This is a genomic window from Rhizobium sp. CFBP 8752 (assembly GCF_014842035.1).
In the GTDB taxonomy this organism is placed as follows: domain Bacteria; phylum Pseudomonadota; class Alphaproteobacteria; order Rhizobiales; family Rhizobiaceae; genus Neorhizobium; species Neorhizobium soli.
In genome coordinates this window covers 280,488-295,598 of sequence record NZ_JACYUZ010000005.1, presented here as the reverse complement: position 1 = coordinate 295,598, position 15,111 = coordinate 280,488, and the positions used below count along the sequence as shown (strand labels likewise).

13 protein-coding genes are annotated in these 15,111 nt (G+C 57.6%); 6 read left to right on the top strand and 7 right to left on the bottom strand.

The features are described 5' to 3' along the window. Positions 1–10 precede the first annotated feature (10 nt). On the bottom strand, positions 11–1,771 hold the full coding sequence (locus IFT59_RS21790; RefSeq protein ID WP_274598302.1) for a glycosyltransferase family 25 protein: 1,761 nt from the start codon (positions 1,769–1,771) through the stop codon (positions 11–13). Beyond that, positions 1,756–2,007, bottom strand: coding sequence for a hypothetical protein (locus tag IFT59_RS21785; protein ID WP_192088239.1), 252 nt, complete (start codon positions 2,005–2,007; stop codon positions 1,756–1,758). Before IFT59_RS21785 ends, IFT59_RS21790 begins: the two co-directional genes overlap by 16 nt. A gap of 1,062 nt (positions 2,008–3,069) precedes the next feature. Here IFT59_RS21785 and IFT59_RS21780 point away from each other — a divergent pair. Beyond that, on the top strand, positions 3,070–3,495 hold the full coding sequence (locus tag IFT59_RS21780; protein ID WP_192088238.1) for a VOC family protein: 426 nt from the start codon (positions 3,070–3,072) through the stop codon (positions 3,493–3,495). Between the two features lie 350 nt (positions 3,496–3,845). On the opposite strand, the gene IFT59_RS23220 is transcribed toward IFT59_RS21780, so the two are convergent. The 5 genes from IFT59_RS23220 to IFT59_RS21755 form a co-directional block, all read right to left on the bottom strand. After that, complete coding sequence (locus tag IFT59_RS23220; protein WP_342366137.1) at positions 3,846–4,475, bottom strand: ZinT family metal-binding protein; 630 nt, start codon at positions 4,473–4,475, stop codon at positions 3,846–3,848. Positions 4,476–5,733: 1,258 nt separating this feature from the next. Next, positions 5,734–6,672: a zinc ABC transporter substrate-binding protein AztC gene (gene aztC, locus IFT59_RS21770; RefSeq protein ID WP_174197969.1), complete on the bottom strand. Its 939-nt coding sequence runs from the start codon at positions 6,670–6,672 to the stop codon at positions 5,734–5,736. Positions 6,673–6,695: 23 nt separating this feature from the next. Beyond that, complete coding sequence (aztB, locus tag IFT59_RS21765; RefSeq protein ID WP_174198033.1) at positions 6,696–7,571, bottom strand: zinc ABC transporter permease AztB; 876 nt, start codon at positions 7,569–7,571, stop codon at positions 6,696–6,698. Then, a complete protein-coding gene (gene aztA, locus IFT59_RS21760; RefSeq protein ID WP_174197968.1) occupies positions 7,571–8,374 on the bottom strand; it encodes a zinc ABC transporter ATP-binding protein AztA in 804 nt (267 codons plus the stop codon). Before aztA ends, aztB begins: the two co-directional genes overlap by 1 nt. 288 nt (positions 8,375–8,662) lie before the next feature. Next, entirely contained in the window at positions 8,663–9,547 is an 885-nt protein-coding gene (locus IFT59_RS21755) for a LysR substrate-binding domain-containing protein (protein ID WP_174197967.1), read from the bottom strand. 103 nt (positions 9,548–9,650) lie between these two features. Between IFT59_RS21755 and IFT59_RS21750 the strand changes: the two genes are divergently transcribed. The 5 genes from IFT59_RS21750 to IFT59_RS21730 are packed head-to-tail and all read left to right on the top strand — an operon-like array spanning position 9,651 to position 14,891. Further along, positions 9,651–10,832 carry a trans-sulfuration enzyme family protein gene (locus IFT59_RS21750; RefSeq protein ID WP_192088236.1) on the top strand — a complete coding sequence of 394 codons (1,182 nt, stop codon included), beginning with the start codon at positions 9,651–9,653 and terminating at the stop codon, positions 10,830–10,832. Positions 10,833–10,870: 38 nt separating this feature from the next. After that, entirely contained in the window at positions 10,871–11,887 is a 1,017-nt protein-coding gene (locus IFT59_RS21745; protein WP_192088235.1) for an amino acid ABC transporter substrate-binding protein, read from the top strand. A 15-nt stretch (positions 11,888–11,902) separates the two neighbouring features. Then, complete coding sequence (locus tag IFT59_RS21740) at positions 11,903–13,054, top strand: amino acid ABC transporter permease (RefSeq protein WP_113165955.1); 1,152 nt, start codon at positions 11,903–11,905, stop codon at positions 13,052–13,054. Continuing rightward, positions 13,051–14,148, top strand: a complete 1,098-nt coding sequence (locus IFT59_RS21735) for an amino acid ABC transporter permease (protein ID WP_113165860.1) — start codon at positions 13,051–13,053, stop codon at positions 14,146–14,148. The genes IFT59_RS21740 and IFT59_RS21735 overlap by 4 nt, the downstream gene beginning before the upstream one ends. Then, a complete protein-coding gene (locus IFT59_RS21730; RefSeq protein ID WP_113165861.1) occupies positions 14,145–14,891 on the top strand; it encodes an amino acid ABC transporter ATP-binding protein in 747 nt (248 codons plus the stop codon). Before IFT59_RS21735 ends, IFT59_RS21730 begins: the two co-directional genes overlap by 4 nt. The last annotated feature ends 220 nt before the right edge of the window (positions 14,892–15,111 follow it).

Sequence of the window (15,111 nt, the reverse complement as noted above, 5' to 3'; positions counted from 1 at the left end):
TTTTACCAATTCAAATTTTGTGGTCAGAGATCGGCTGCAGACCGGAACCGGCGGTGGTTTCCGTCGCGAGGCCCTTCTCGGTGCCTGTGGCAAAGATAAGGGATAGATTGAGCTTGCGCGTTAACTGCCGCCGAAGGAGCTGAACGATGCGGCTCAGATCATAAGTTCTGTCAGTACCCGGTTCCGTCCAGAGGGTACGACCGTACCGCCAAGCCATCGTAAATCCGGTTCGAGCGCGGCCACGCACTTCCGTCCCGTCGACACTGAGAGCCGTATAGGCCAGCGGCGTTATCCGTTCCGTCAGACCGTAGACCGAGTTCAGCCTCGCTTCTTCGTCTTTAGGCGAAACGCCGCTTCGCTGCATGCTCGCCGCTAGAACGTTACCAACGGGCCGTGTATGCCGCACTACGACCGTGTCAAGAATGGCGGCGCGACCGACGCCAGCTTCCGGCAGACGGCACCATATGTAGTCGAGGCCAAAGCCACTCATCGAGCCTCGAAAATGCTGCTTCACCGCTTTTAACAGCGCCATCGAAAGGCAAGGCACCATGATCTCGACGTAGTTCGTGCGGCGCAGTTGCAGCCCCGGACAGTTGAGGAAGATGAAATGCGTGTAATAGCTGTTGCGCGTCAGAGACGGCTGGGCGACCGACAGGTCGTGCGTCTTCATCAGATCGAACAACGCGTTGATGGAACCAGAATTCGTCTCGATGTCGTCATCGGGCAGCCAGACATAATCATAACGATCGAGGTCCGCGGTCAACATTTCCAGCGCAACATAAAGGCCGTCCCACTTCCCACCGAGATTTAGATGCGCGCGCACACCTTCCTGCTCGACATGGCTCGCGAAGGCCTCCTTATCATAGTAGCTGACGACAAGATCAAAACTACGTTCGGCATATGGCAAATTCAGCCAGCCGGGATGCAGGGATCGCTGTCCCGCACGAACGATGACCAAATGAGTCCGCGCAGCGGCGAGGTTACGCGGCAACGGTGCAACTTCGTGAACCATCCGGATAGGTTCCCAGCGGCTTCTCCAAGCGAGCAAGCTACGACTGTAGTCCGCTTGGTAGCGGATGTTCTTCAGGAAGCGTCGAAACAGCGTCCTTGGTTTGACGGCCTCTCGGCTTAGGTCGATCGAACTCTGCGTCGCTCCAGCAAAACGTTCGCGAACGAGAGGCGGTTCGGCCTCTAGGATCGGAACGCCATGCTCCCAAAGGAACTTCATGTCAATGTCGATCGGGCGTGAGAACGTCTTCCGGATGGTGAGCATCTTTTCAGCCGCCGCCGCACCTATTAGGTAGCCCGTCGTTCGCGACCCGACTTTTGCGTGTCTCTTCAAGCCGGATGACCGGGAAACGTCAAAGAATTCCAGACTCTTGCACCTTTTCGCCGCGGGTGCGTTCAGCTTGACTAGAACGTTATCAACGTCATATTTGAGGATCTTGTCGATTTCTGCGACGAAATCAGGCTGTATCTCGAAATCGTCTTCCAGAACCACGGCGGGCCGACCTTCGCAGGCAATTCTAGACCAGACGGCCTTATGACTGAGATAGCAGCCAATCTCTCCCAGCGACAGTTTTCGTTTAAAGGATTGTAGATCGTCCGAAGCGTCATAGCCAGCCGCCGTGATCTCGCTGCTGCTCAAAGCAAAGCCGTCGATTGCGTCTATGAAGATATGACGGGCTTTCGCATCGACCAGCTGTTGTCGGCAACGCTCACGGCGTTGCGAGTCCGGCATGCTTATAACGTATATCAAGGGTGAGACCATGCTGGACCTTCAAAAAGCAGCGTAACGAACAGCGAGCGCCTAAGTACTGACAATCGCGTTGCGTGATTCAGCCCACGTGAGCGCAACAGCTGCGCTTTTGTTATGTCCTTGGGCAGCGAATTACTGATATTGATACGGATATATTTGACTTCGTTCTGGCTGATTTCCGCCGCAGGCTCCGCCGTTGTCGAAGCCAGGATAATGGCGGTCGACTTTGTGATAAGCTCATGCTGCATTTCGACAAATCTCCCGTGCAGTATCAAGTCGGGCATGTGGAATCGACACAGGTTTGATGTCAAGTCCGCATCACCTGCAGTTGTATCTTTCTTTCAGCAGGAGGCTGCGGACGTGTGCCACTCACAACACTTCTTTGGTCAAGATTGTCTTGATCCACACTGAACCCCTGGAGCACCGAACCCATCATTGGTTAGGATGCATGGTGTGGTCGAGGCCGACGTCGCCGAAATGGATCATAGTTCCGGTAAAAAGGAGCAGTAGCATGAAAGCATCGAAGCTCTTGGACGCCCAGAATGCGTAAATTTGAAGCAGGCGACGACGGGGTGCCGGATCCTGCGACTTACTAGAAGGCGTAATTCAGCCGGGCTACATATTTCAGTTGGCGCAGGTATATGCGGGTCTGTTGCGGGACGAGATACACCGATTGAAGCTTTGGAAGATGAGAATTTCAAACTGAATGTTGTCGCCGATTGGACGTTGGACCACGAGATGCTCTAGGACGTCATCCGCGAAAAGCTCTCAGGCCTGCCCGGCAGCGCAAGCTGAGCGACGGGATGCTGATAGATCGGGGTATATCGATCCGGCTTGCCAATTCCGGCCAGATCGAACTCAAGGAAAAAGAAGCACCGGCAAGCGAAGCGGCCTGATTGCCTCCGCTGCCGGACGCATCCAACACCGAAATGCCCGCCTCGTGNCGAACGTAAGGAACACGGTATATTAGACGTCAACACTTGGCGTTGCTTATTGCGGAATTGCTTTATTAGCGTTTACTAACTAATAGACCGCCCTCGTAGTCTCGGCCGATCCGCAACTTAGCGAAGATCGCCCTCCCCGACGTCTCACCTGATCCATAACTGCTAGGGAGAGGTCTTCTCCGGCTCCGCGCAACGGCAGTCGTCTTGACGACGGAATGGCCGCAAGTTAGCATCCTGCCGTCTAAAACAGGTTAGGCTCGGGAAGGTTGGTCCAGCCCCCATCAATATGGGTCCTTCCGCTGTTCTCTTGCGGCCCAAGACTACAATGCGCGTGCATGGTGCGCGCGACAATGTGGGAGTTTGGGCATGGAAGCTAGAGTAACAGTGTTGACGCTTGGCGTTAAGGACCTTGAGAAATCTGTTTCCTTCTACCGCGACGGCCTTGGCCTGCCAACGGAAGGCATCATTGGACGTGAGTTCGAACATGGCGCAGTAGCTTTTTTCGATCTTGCTGGTGGCTTGAAGCTCGCGCTTTGGTCGCAGGTAGACGTCGCTCATGACACAGGCTTGCCGCTAGATCCTCCTAGCTCGACGTCTTTCACCATCGGGCATAATGTCTCGACCAAAGAAGAGGTCGATGCGGTTATAGACGCCGCAGGGCGAGCGGGAGCCGAGATCGTAAAAGCCCCGGCGACAACTTTTTACGGCGGCTACGCTGGCTATTTCCGTGATTTGGACGGACATCTAAGGGATGTCGTTTGGAACCCTCACCTGCTTGCTCCCGCTGACTAGAACTTCGAATATTATTCCACTGTCTGAGACAGCGGTACCGATCAACCGGATGTTCGTAATCTTAATCAACGAGACCGCATCATCAGCTTTGGCAATGCGGCACCAAGGTTCCGCGGCAGAGCCATAAGCTACATTCTGGCTAGAACCTTCAACACGCGGAGGATAGCAATCTGATGGTAGATATCGAGATGGTTGGTGGGCTTGTCGAGCAGCAGGATTTAATGCTCGTGAGCTCGGGCCCGGACGATGTGGCCTGTCTGCCTCTCCCTGGCCCGCCCTCCGATACCCATGCGCTGCATAATCCAGACATCCGATCAGTCATGACCGGATGTCTGGAAAGGCTCGATCGATTAGTGAGCTTTCATTTCACTGACGATCTCGTCTGCCTTCAATGAAGACGGGTAATAAGTCGGCCAGTTGGTGACTTCCTTCAGTAGCGCGGCGCGGTCGTTGCCCCAATACAGGTGGTAGTGTTCAGCCTTGTTCGGAGCAATTCCGTGATCGCTGAACTGGATGAACTGAGGAGCGCTAACATCGCCTTTTGTCTTCTTGTAGATAAACCGGACGCCGCGATTGCCCTTCTTATAGGTCAGGATTTCCTTGCTGTCATAGGCATAGGTGCCCTTGGACCCCTGGTCGCCCTTGAAGAATGTGACAACGTCACCGTCGATGGTAATGCGGTCCACATCCGTCTTGTAACCGACTTCGTACTCGGCGCGGATCTCTTCTACGCTTGAAGTGCCCTTTTCAGCCTTATGCTTCCATACTGGATCAAGGGTGCCGTCCTTGAGGTAAGGATAGACCGACTGCCAATCGCCAGCGTAATCACCCAGCGGGCGATCCTTGACCTGACTGTCCTCAAAATAACCGGCGTAGATCTTGGGATCGCCGTGGCTGTGAGCGTGTTCGTGCCCGCTATGGTCATGAGCATCACCGTCAGCGTGCTCGTGGACCTTGCCGCTGCCACCGGCAACCGCAATGTTATAAGGTTTGCCTTCAACTTTGATCGTGCCGACTTCCTTAAGTTCAGTCTTGGAGATGCGACGCACCAATCCGGCATTGGGATCGGTCATGACAATGTCATCGCCAGCCATGGCGATACGCGGACGCGGATCGTTCCAATGCCCATCCATCGAGTAGGGACCTGTCACCTTAGCGCTTTTAGCAAGCTTGCCATCAAGGACGTCGATCTGATGGAGAGTGCCATCTTCCGTCAATGCGTAACCAAAGCGGGCATTGGCAGGATCAAGCGCAAAGTCGATACGGCGGAAAGGAAGCTCGATGTAGCGAAAGTTCGGCTCGTCCGCGGGGTCAACAACGACAAGTCCCTTGGCGCCATAGTTACCGAGAAACACCTGCATGCTCTTGGCACCCAGCAACGTGCCGGTCGTCTCGCCGCTCGGCATGTCGGCAGGATAGTTCAACATCTTGGTCACTGGGCCATCGGCGCTCGCCATCACCGTCAGAATGCCTTCCTTGCATCCCGCTGCGAGGTAAGCGCCGGAAAAGGCTTCGCCGTGAATGCCTGTGCAGGATGCAACATCACCTGTGGGCGTGCCGTCTTCCTTCACCGCACGCAAACCGACGCGGGTCGGTGCAGAATCGCCTTCGACCGGAGCATCGGAAGCGACCGTCGTTACCCAGCCGTTTCCGACGGGAGCGGCAAAACCGTGATGAGCTCGGGCCTGCTTCAGGCGTATCGATTCAATCTCGCCATCGGTCAGTTCATGAGCATCGACGATCTCGTTGTAGCCACCCTTGTCGAAGTTGATGACGATCTTGCCGTCATGGTCGATGACGTGAAACGGGCGCGGGCCGGTCAAGGCTTTTTCCAAGGCCGACGGATCGGTAATCGTGATGTCGGAATGGTCACCATGCGAGTGAAGGGTAATCCCGCTATTGATAAAGGTGACGGCATCATTGTCAGACTGAACCGCGACAACGCTGGCGCCTTCATTGACGCTGTAAAGCTTATTTTGGCCGACTGTGTCGAACGTCCAGCGCTTCTCAGGCTTGCTCAGGTCAAACGCCGTAACCTTCGGATCCTTATGGTCGCCGACGAACACGCGGTAAAGTGTTACACTTTCCTCATCATCCTGGGCGAACGCCGCTGATCCCAGCAAGGCCGTTGATAGCGCCAACGCAGATGCGCCTCGGATTAAACGTCTCATTCATCTCTCCTATTTATGATATTACATAACATTCAAAAGGCGGTTTTTCTGCCAGTTGGACGGTGACTCAGCCGCGGTTGATCGCAGATGTGAGGGTTTGGACGTTGTGCCGCATCATGTCGATGTAGGTCGACGCGGGTCCGCCGGCTGGCGACAGGGCGTCCGAATACAAGGTGCCGCCGAGCGTTAGTCCGGCTTCTGAAGCGATCTGCTCGACGAGGCGTGCATCCGAAATGTTTTCTGCAAATACGGCAGCACCACGCTTCTCGCGGATCTCACGAATAAGCGAGGCGACGTCTGCGGCAGATGCCTCAGATTCGGTAGAAACGCCCTGGGGCGCTAAGAAGGTCACGCCGTAATCCCGCTCGAAGTAGCGAAAGGCGTTGTGCGCGACAACCGCTACACGCCGCTCTTGCGGGATCGCGCTCACAGCTGCCTCGATCTCCTCGGCAAGAGCCGCCAATTGTTCTGAGTACGCGGTCGCATTTGCTTCGTATGTCGAGCAGCCCTGTGCATCTGCGGCACAGAACGCCTTGGCAATGTTCTGGATGTAGATCTTGGCATTGCCAACTGACTGCCACGCATGTGGGTCGTTCGGCGTTGCGTGAAAGACCGCCTTTCCATCGACATAGTGATAATGGCCACCCGCCGGATCATTCAAAATGTCCGCGCCCTCGGTCAAAACGGTCACTTTTGCTGTCGCTTCGCTTGCCTGGATCAAACGGTCCATAAAGCCCTCGAACAGCAATCCATTCACCAGAATGACGTCCGCCTTGGCCAATGCCAATGCATCAGCTGGTTTCGGTTCGTAAACGTGGGCATCGCTGTTGGCACCAACCAGTGTTCGCAAAGCAATACGCTCGCCACCGATAGCTTTCGCGAAATCGCCGATGATTGAGAAACTGGCGACAACCGACAGCTTTTCCGCATGAGCAAGAGCGGGAACAGCCAATGAGGCGAATGTCACAACTGTCATCCTGGCGATGAGATTACTCATGTTCTTCATTGTATATCCAGTGCTGGGACGGTTCAGGCGCTGCGGTGAGCGGTACGCCGCAGGTGCGACAAAAGCAGGCCGCGAGGGCTTGCGATGACGGAGAAAAAGTAGACAGAGCCTGCCGATAACATGATCGCCGGTCCTGATGGCAAGGATGCGTGGTAGGATAACAGGAGGCCGACGGCCGAGGAAAACAACCCGATCGCAACCGACAACAGGCACATCGTTGCAACGCTTTGCGTCCAGAAGCGTGCGCCAGCCGCAGGCAGGATCATCAATCCGACCGCAAGCAAGGTGCCAAGCGCCTGGAAGCCAGCGACGAGATTGGTCACGACGAGACCAAGGAAGAGGAAATGGACCGGCGAGCCCAGGCGTGACACGGAGCGGAAAAACAAGGGGTCCATACATTCAGCCACCAGCGCCCGTCCGAAAACTCCGAGAGCACAAAGCGTCATCACCGACACCATGGCGATCAGGATTAAGGCATCATTGTTCAGCGCCAGCACCGTTCCGAACAGGACGTGCATAAGATCGACACTTGAGCCCCGCAAAGAAACCATGAGCACGCCAAGCGAGAGTGAAATCAGATAAAAGGCGGCCATAGAGGCGTCTTCTTTCTGGATCGTGAACCGGGCGACGGCGCCGGCACCCAGTGCTACGACCACGCCGGCAATCAAACCACCGATGGTCATAGGAACGATCTCAAGGCCGTAAAGCAGAAAGCCGGCAGCTGCACCAGGCAAGATCGCATGCGCCATTGCGTCGCCAGTCAGGCTCATGCGGCGCAACATGAGGAAGACGCCGACCGGGCAAGCGCTGAGCGACAACATGAATGCGCCAAACAGCGCCCTTTGCAGGAACCCGAATTCTACGAACGGTAGTATCAGCGTCTCATAGAGCATATCGATTACATCCCGCCACGTGCCGGTGACGCCGCGATGCCGTCATGACCGATCATTGTCTCATGCAGGTGATGAGCTGGTTGCCCACACCATGGAGCGTTCTCGTCCCATGCCTCGCCGAACTGGCGTGCGCGAAGAAGATTTTCGGCAGAGAGTGTCTGACGCGCCTCACCCCACGCAATCGACCGCCGCGCCAGAAGAAGCGCCTCGGGAAAATGCTCGCGCACCAGATCAAGGTCATGCACGACGACCATGACAGTGCGCCTTTGATCCTGCCAGTGCTTGATGAGCGCTATCAGGTCGGTAAGCGTCCTGGAGTCGACAGCGTTGAATGGTTCGTCAAGCAGAATGAGATCAGCATCTTGCACGAGGACACGCGCGAACAACGCTCGCTGCATCTGTCCTCCCGAAAGTGTGTCGATGGAACGCTTCTCGAACCCTTCCAGGCCGACGGACAGCAACGCTTGCGTCACCGCTTGCCTGTCTTCTGCGCTATGACGACCCAAAAGACCCCTTTTGGGCCAGAGACCGAGCGACACAAGGTCAAGCACACGAGCTGGAAAAGAGCGATCCAGCTCGGAAAGCTGTGGCAGATAGGCGAAGCGGGTGCCCGGTGCTATCGAGCACGTACCACTCATAGGTCGCAATAGACCAACGATACCCTTCATCAGGGTCGATTTACCCGATCCGTTCCCGCCAACAACGGCCACGAGGCTTCCTTTGCGTACGACACCGGTCATGTGATGCACAGCAGGATGGCGATTGTAGCCCAAGGTCAGATTGTCAAAGGTAAGGCATGCTTCAGTCACGACTACTGTCTATCTCCCGCGGCGCATGGCGAGCAACGCGCTGCTCGTTAATGTAATGTTATTACATTTACCGACTTGGAAGAAAGGACGCAACCCTGGACAAAACGAAGTTCGACGTTTTTAGAAAACAGGGCAAACGGCCAGGGGTCGCGGTGTCGATGTTTCACGAACCACTTCGATGAAATGTATTTTGCCTTCCACCGGGACCTGCGCTGGAAAGAGGGCACTTATCCGCACAGAGTCCGCAAACCACCCTGCATTCGCAGCGGCGAGGACCAGTAGCAGTTCCTATCTTGCGTTACGAACTGCCATCAGTGCCGTGACAAAGGCTCGCACGAGGCTCGCCTTTTGCATATCCGGCCGAAACAATAGATAGCTCTTGAAGTAGACCGAGGGCTCGAAGGGTCGAAAAATCAGGCCGCGCTGAGCAAAACCATCGATAGCAAGTGGGTTGACGATTGCCAGGCCTACTCCCTCAAGCGCGAGTGCGCAGGCCGTGATGGCAAAAGGGGTCTCAATTACAAGATTAGGTCTGGATCCTGCTTCGGCGCAGAGACGCTCGAATTGGAGCCGAGCCCGATCCTCTGCCGACAACGCTATGTAATCCACTTCATGAAAGTCCTCCGGCCGGACAACGTCTCGTTTTACCAGAGGATGGCCTGGCGGGATGGCGCATAGCGCCGGGAAGCTACCGAAGACCTGATGTTCGACGCCTGACAAGTCGACTTCATCGGCCGCGAGACCGAGATCAAAATCGCCATCGACAATATGGTTGCGTACAGCAGCAGATGACATGATGCTGAGCGTCACGATCGCCGCGGGGTAGCTTTCCCGAAACCGTTTCACTGCACGCGGCACGATCGTTGATCCAGCAGCGGCAAGACTTGCCACGCGGATCTGCCCCGAACCGAAATCCCGGATCCGAGCCGCGGATGAGCGCAGCAGATCAAGCCCTTTGAAGCTGGCATCGACATCGCGGTAGAATGCCTGTCCTTCCGGAGTCGAAATCAACCGCCCCTTAACTCGGTCAAACAACGCAAATCCAACAGAGTCTTCCAGTTCGCCAATCAGGCGGCTGACATTCGGTTGCGTCACGCCCATGAGTTCGGCTGCGCGCGAGACGGTGCCACTGATGATGACGGCGCGAAAGGCCTCAATCTGACGGAAGTTCATCCCTCACCTATACGGTTTATGCATAGACTTAGATCCTCTGGTCAATTGTTTGTCTACCTCGCTACTGCTTAGACTGTTGGAAAATATCCAATGAGGACAGTTCATGCGTGACAAGACGCTCTGCGTAAAGCGGCCCGAAGTTTCCCACCAAGGTTTTGCGAGCCTTGCAACACCAACCTACCGGGCATCGACAATCGTCTTCGACAGCGCAGAAGCCTATGCCAACCGCTCCAAGCGAGGCCCCGACGGCTACACCTACGGCCTCCACGGGACACCGACCTCCCGCACGCTCGAGGCATCGATCACGGCTCTGGAGCAGGGGCTTCGGACAGTTCTCGCTCCCTCGGGACAAGCCGCCATCACTGTGGTTTTCCTCTCTGCACTGATGCCCGGCGACACGGTTCTCATTCCCGACAGCGCCTATCCGCCGGTGGCGGGCTTCTGCGAGAACTACCTGAAGCCGCGCGGCATCTCCTACCGCATCTATGACCCCATGATCGGCTCCGGCATCGCAACCCTTATCGACGACACCGTCAAGCTGATCTGGACGGAATCGCCCGGGTCTACGACGATGGAGATCCAGGATATTCCCGCCATCGTCGCGGCCGCAAAATCCCGCGGCGTTCTGACCGGCTGCGACAACACCTGGGCGACTCCGCTCTACTTCAAGCCGCTCGCCCATGACATGGACTTCTCGTCGATGGCGCTGACGAAATATGTCGGCGGCCATTCCGACCTTCTCATGGGCTCGATCGCGGTCAAGGACATCGCGCTCCACAAGAGGCTGAAGGACACCATGCGGATGATCGGGATGGGGGTTTCGCCTGATGATTGCGCGCTGGCGCTTCGCGGCTTGGAGACCATGGGCGTGCGGCTTGCCCATTGCGGCCGGGTTGCCCTGGATTTTGCCCGGAAAATTGCGGACCGCGTTGCGCCGGAACTGGTGCTTCATCCAGCCCTCCCCGGCGCTGCCGGCCATGAATTCTTCCAGCGAGACTTTGCCGGCGCAAGCGGCGTGTTCAGCCTTGTCATTCCCCCGCACGCCGAGGCTGCTCTCCCCGACCTCCTGACGGCGGCGCAGACCTTCTCGATCGGCGCCTCCTGGGGCGGCACCCACAGCCTTCTTGCACCGATGACCATCACCCGCGCGACTGACGCTCATGCCCATCCCGGCACGATCTTGAGGATCAACGTGGGTCTGGAAGATGAAGACGATCTCTGGGCAGACCTCGAGCCGATCATCGAAGCGATCGCGACAGCGCCCGCCGTGAAGAAGGCTGTCTGAGCAAATCACGAACCAAAAACAACAAAGGGAACGACAACATGAAAAACTGGACAATCGGCATTGCGGCAGTCGTCGGCACACTGATGGCGACGACTGCGCACGCAGGACCAACGCTCGACAAGGTAAAGGAGAGAGGTCGCATTATTTGTGGTGCAAGTCAGGGCACCATTGGGTTTGGATCCCCTGACGACAAAGGTCACTGGACCGGCCTCGACGTCGAAACCTGCCGCGCTGTGGCAGCAGCCATCTTCGGTGACAAGGACAAGGTGGAGTTCGTCCAATTGAGCGGTCAGCAGCGCATTCCGGCGCTCCAGACCGGCGAAATCGACATCCTGCCCCGCACCCTTACATGGACATTGCAGCGAGATGCGAACGGCATCAATTTCACCACCCCGACCTATTATGAGTTCACGGGCTTCATGGTCGCCAAGGCATCCGGCGTCACCAAGGTTGAGGAGATGACGGGAGCGTCCGTCTGCGTTCAGACGGGCTCCACCACCGAGGTCGTCGTCAACGATGTGTCCACCAAGCTGAATCTGCAGCTAAACCCGGTCGTGTTCGACAACGTTGCCGCCACCCGCCAGGCTTTCTTCTCCGGCCGCTGCGATGCCCTCATCACCGATGCGGCCGCGCTTGCTTCCGTTCGCGCCACGCAATCCGACAAGCCCGACGACTACGTCATCTTCCCGGCGACCAAGTATATGGATGCCCTGACACCGGCCGTGCGCCACGGCGACGACAACTGGACGGATATCGTCAACTGGTCGATCCAGGCACTCCTCAATGCGGAGCTCTACGGCATCACCCAAGCCAACATCGACGAAATGATGGGCTCGGACGACCCGCGGGTAAAGCGCTTCCTCGGAGTCGAGCCCGGTAACGGCAAGGCGCTCGGGCTCGATGACAAGTTCGCCTACAATATCGTCAAGCAGCTCGGCAACTACGGCGAAATGTTCGACCGCAACCTTGGTGCCGGCAGTCCTCTCAAGATCGAACGCGGTCCCAACAGGCTGTTTTCCGATGGCGGGCTGATGTTCCCGATAGCCTTTCAATAGCGATTGGTGTCGATCATGATTTCCGCTGTTCTCGATAACAGACGGTTCAGAAGCTGGGGCGGGCAGATCCTTCTGCTGGGCGGCTTTGCCGCCCTCCTCCTCTGGCTTGTGATGAACACCGTCACCAACCTCGATGCCCGCGGGATCAGGGTCGGCTTCGACTTCCTCTGGCGTCGCGCCAATTTCCCGATCTCAGAAAGCGTCCTGCCCTACGACCCCTCCGACACCTTCCTCTGGGCTTACGTCACAGGCGTCGGCAACACGCTGGCGATATCGGCCCTCGCGATTTTCCTGTCGACGGCGCTTGGCTTGCTTGTCGGACTGGCGCGGCGGTCGAAGCATCCGCTGACTTCAGGCGTCGCCGGCGTCTTCGTGACGACCATGCGCAACATGCCGCTGATCGTCCACCTGCTGTTCTGGTACGCGCTCGCCACCACAGCGCTGCCGGCGCCGCGCGAGGCCTATAATCCCCTACCCGGCGTCTTCCTGTCGCTGAGGGGATTCTACATTCCCGCACTGGAACTGGACGCCATGGCCTGGCTGATGATCGGCCTCGTCATCCTCGTGACCTTGGGTGCTTGGCGCTTGCGTCACCTCATGATGGGAACAGGCCGGTGGCGTGACCGCCACCCCGTCCTGGCACTTTTTGGGCTTACGGCCGTCGTTGCCCTCGGCGCGGCGCTGCTTCTCCAGCCAAGTGCCGTGGTCAGCCTTCCCGAAATGCGGGGGTTCAACTTCACAGGCGGGCTGCGTCTGTCGCCGGAATTTGCCGCCCTCATGCTAGGCTTGGTGATCTACACCTCCGCCTTCATCGGAGAGATCATCCGCGGCGGCATCGACGCCGTGTCGATCGGGCAGTGGGAGGCCGGACGCGCGATCGGGCTGTCGGAACGGCATACGCTCACCAAGATCATCATCCCGCAGGCACTGCGCATCATCATTCCCCCGATGACATCGCAGTATTTGTCGACTGTCAAAAACACGACGCTTGCGCTCGCAGTCGGCTACCCAGAGCTCGGCCTCGTCGTCGGCACGGTGATCAACCAGACCGGCCAGGCGATCGAGAGCATCGGCTTGCTGCTTGGCATCTTCCTGACCATCAGCATTGCCGTGTCGCTGTTCATGAACTGGTACAATGCGCATGTCGCGTTGGTGGAGGCACGATGACCGTAGTTGATGTCGCCTCAACAACTGTCCATATCGAGCCATCCGCTCCGCCAAGGCCACCGCGAAGGCCCCTGCTGCGGCTTTTCTTCGGCGATCTGGTGGCATCGGTGCTGACCGTCTCCACCGGTTTCCTGCTGATCCTGATGATCCCGGCACTGAACTGGGCGGTGCTGGACGCGGTGTGGGCCACCGACGATCCCTCCGCCTGCCGCGACGGCGGTGCCTGCTGGGCCTTCATCGCGGCAAAATTTCGCTTCATCATCTTCGGTGTCTATCCACCGGACGAGCAATGGCGACCGCTTCTGGTCATGGGCCTGATCCTTGCGATGATCCTCGCCTCCTTGTCCCCGAAGCTATGGGGCCAGCGGTTGATCGCTGCCTGGATCGCATGCGTCGCCGTCATGCTCGCTCTGATGTGGGGCGGCTTCCTCGGCATGACGCCGGTTCCGACGTCAAGCTGGGGCGGGCTGCCCGTGACGCTGCTGCTTGCCTTGCTGTCGCTTGGTCTCGGCTTTCCCTTCGCAGTATTCCTTGCACTCGGAAGACGCTCGTCGCTACCGATCCCCCGAATGCTGTCCCTGATGACGATCGAGCTGGTCCGCGGCCTGCCGCTGGTGGGGCTGCTGTTTGTGGCTTCCATCCTGTTGCCGCTACTTCTGCCGGCAGGATGGTCGATCGACAAGCTCGGGCGCACGCTGGCAGCACTGACGGTGTTTGCCGCCGCCTATCTTGCAGAGGTGATCCGCGGCGGCCTGCAAGGTGTCGCGGCCGGCCAGATAGAAGCTGCCAAGGCTTTGGGCATTCCGGGATGGAAGGCCGTGTGGCACATCGTCCTGCCACAAGCACTCCAAAAGGTTATTCCGCCTCTTACCAACACGGCCATCGTGATGGTCAAGAACACTAGCCTCGTCCTCATCGTCGGTGTCTTCGACATGCTGAGCGCTGCCCGCGTGGCGGCCACCGACCCCGTATGGGGTGCCCCCTATGTCGAGAGCTACGTCTTCGTCGCCTTGATCTATTTCCTGATCTGCTTCGGCATATCCAACTACAGCCGCTGGCTTGAAATCCGCGTGCAATCCCGGAGCTATCGATGACCGTGAATGACCTGAACGCTATCGAAGTGGCCGCCCTAGACAAATGGTATGGCAGCTTCCACGTCCTGAAGAACATCGACCTCACCGTCGCGACGGGGGAGCGCATCGTCGTCTGCGGGCCCTCCGGCTCCGGGAAATCGACCCTCATCCGCTGCATCAACCGGCTGGAGGAGCACCAGCGCGGCAGTATTTCCGTCAATGGCATCACGCTTGGCGACAGCCTTAAGAACCTGGATGCAATCCGGCGCGAGGTCGGGATGGTGTTCCAGCACTTCAATCTCTTCCCGCATCTGACCGTCAAGGAGAACTGCGCCCTGCCTCAGATCCTGGCCCGCGGAAAACGTCGACGAGATGCAGAGGAGATGGCCATGCATTTCCTGGCGAAGGTGCGCATCCCCGAACAGGCCGACAAATACCCCGGTCAGTTGTCCGGAGGGCAGCAGCAGCGGGTGGCGATCGCAAGGGCGCTTTGCATGACGCCGCAGGTCATGCTGTTCGACGAGCCAACCTCGGCTCTCGATCCGGAGATGGTGAAAGAGGTTCTCGACACAATGGTCACGCTTGCAGAAGAGGGGATGACCATGATCGTCGTGACCCATGAGATGGGCTTCGCACGAAAGGTGGCAGACCGTGTCGTGTTCATGGAAGCAGGAGAGGTGATCGAGGTCAATGAGCCCAGCGCGTTTTTCGACGCTCCGTCCCAACACAGCACCCGGCGATTTCTGGCTAACATCATGTACTGAATGTGTCATTGCCAAACTTAAAAATCGAACGGAGTCGCGCCCTACACAGAACGTCCGATCGGCCGCCTTGATCGGACACGAACCTTCGAGACGGCATAGCGCTGTCCAGCCGAAACAATTGCCCGAAGACATCCTTTCGGCATTGTTCGCGTACCTGAAGAACGAAAATGCCGGCCGCGGGAGGAACGGCAGACTTTTCGGGTAATCGAACGACGCCTGC

What these genes read in the sequence shown, in the direction of transcription:
- IFT59_RS21790 (WP_274598302.1), bottom strand. Translation starts at nt 1,771, where the DNA reads ATGGTCTCACCCTTGATATACGTTATAAGCATGCCGGACTCGCAACGC.
- IFT59_RS21785 (WP_192088239.1), bottom strand. Translation starts at nt 2,007, where the DNA reads ATGCAGCATGAGCTTATCACAAAGTCGACCGCCATTATCCTGGCTTCG.
- IFT59_RS21780 (WP_192088238.1), top strand. Translation starts at nt 3,070, where the DNA reads ATGGAAGCTAGAGTAACAGTGTTGACGCTTGGCGTTAAGGACCTTGAG.
- aztC (WP_174197969.1), bottom strand. Translation starts at nt 6,672, where the DNA reads ATGAAGAACATGAGTAATCTCATCGCCAGGATGACAGTTGTGACATTC.
- IFT59_RS21755 (WP_174197967.1), bottom strand. Translation starts at nt 9,547, where the DNA reads ATGAACTTCCGTCAGATTGAGGCCTTTCGCGCCGTCATCATCAGTGGC.
- IFT59_RS21750 (WP_192088236.1), top strand. Translation starts at nt 9,651, where the DNA reads ATGCGTGACAAGACGCTCTGCGTAAAGCGGCCCGAAGTTTCCCACCAA.
- IFT59_RS21745 (WP_192088235.1), top strand. Translation starts at nt 10,871, where the DNA reads ATGAAAAACTGGACAATCGGCATTGCGGCAGTCGTCGGCACACTGATG.
- IFT59_RS21740 (WP_113165955.1), top strand. Translation starts at nt 11,903, where the DNA reads ATGATTTCCGCTGTTCTCGATAACAGACGGTTCAGAAGCTGGGGCGGG.
- IFT59_RS21735 (WP_113165860.1), top strand. Translation starts at nt 13,051, where the DNA reads ATGACCGTAGTTGATGTCGCCTCAACAACTGTCCATATCGAGCCATCC.
- IFT59_RS21730 (WP_113165861.1), top strand. Translation starts at nt 14,145, where the DNA reads ATGACCGTGAATGACCTGAACGCTATCGAAGTGGCCGCCCTAGACAAA.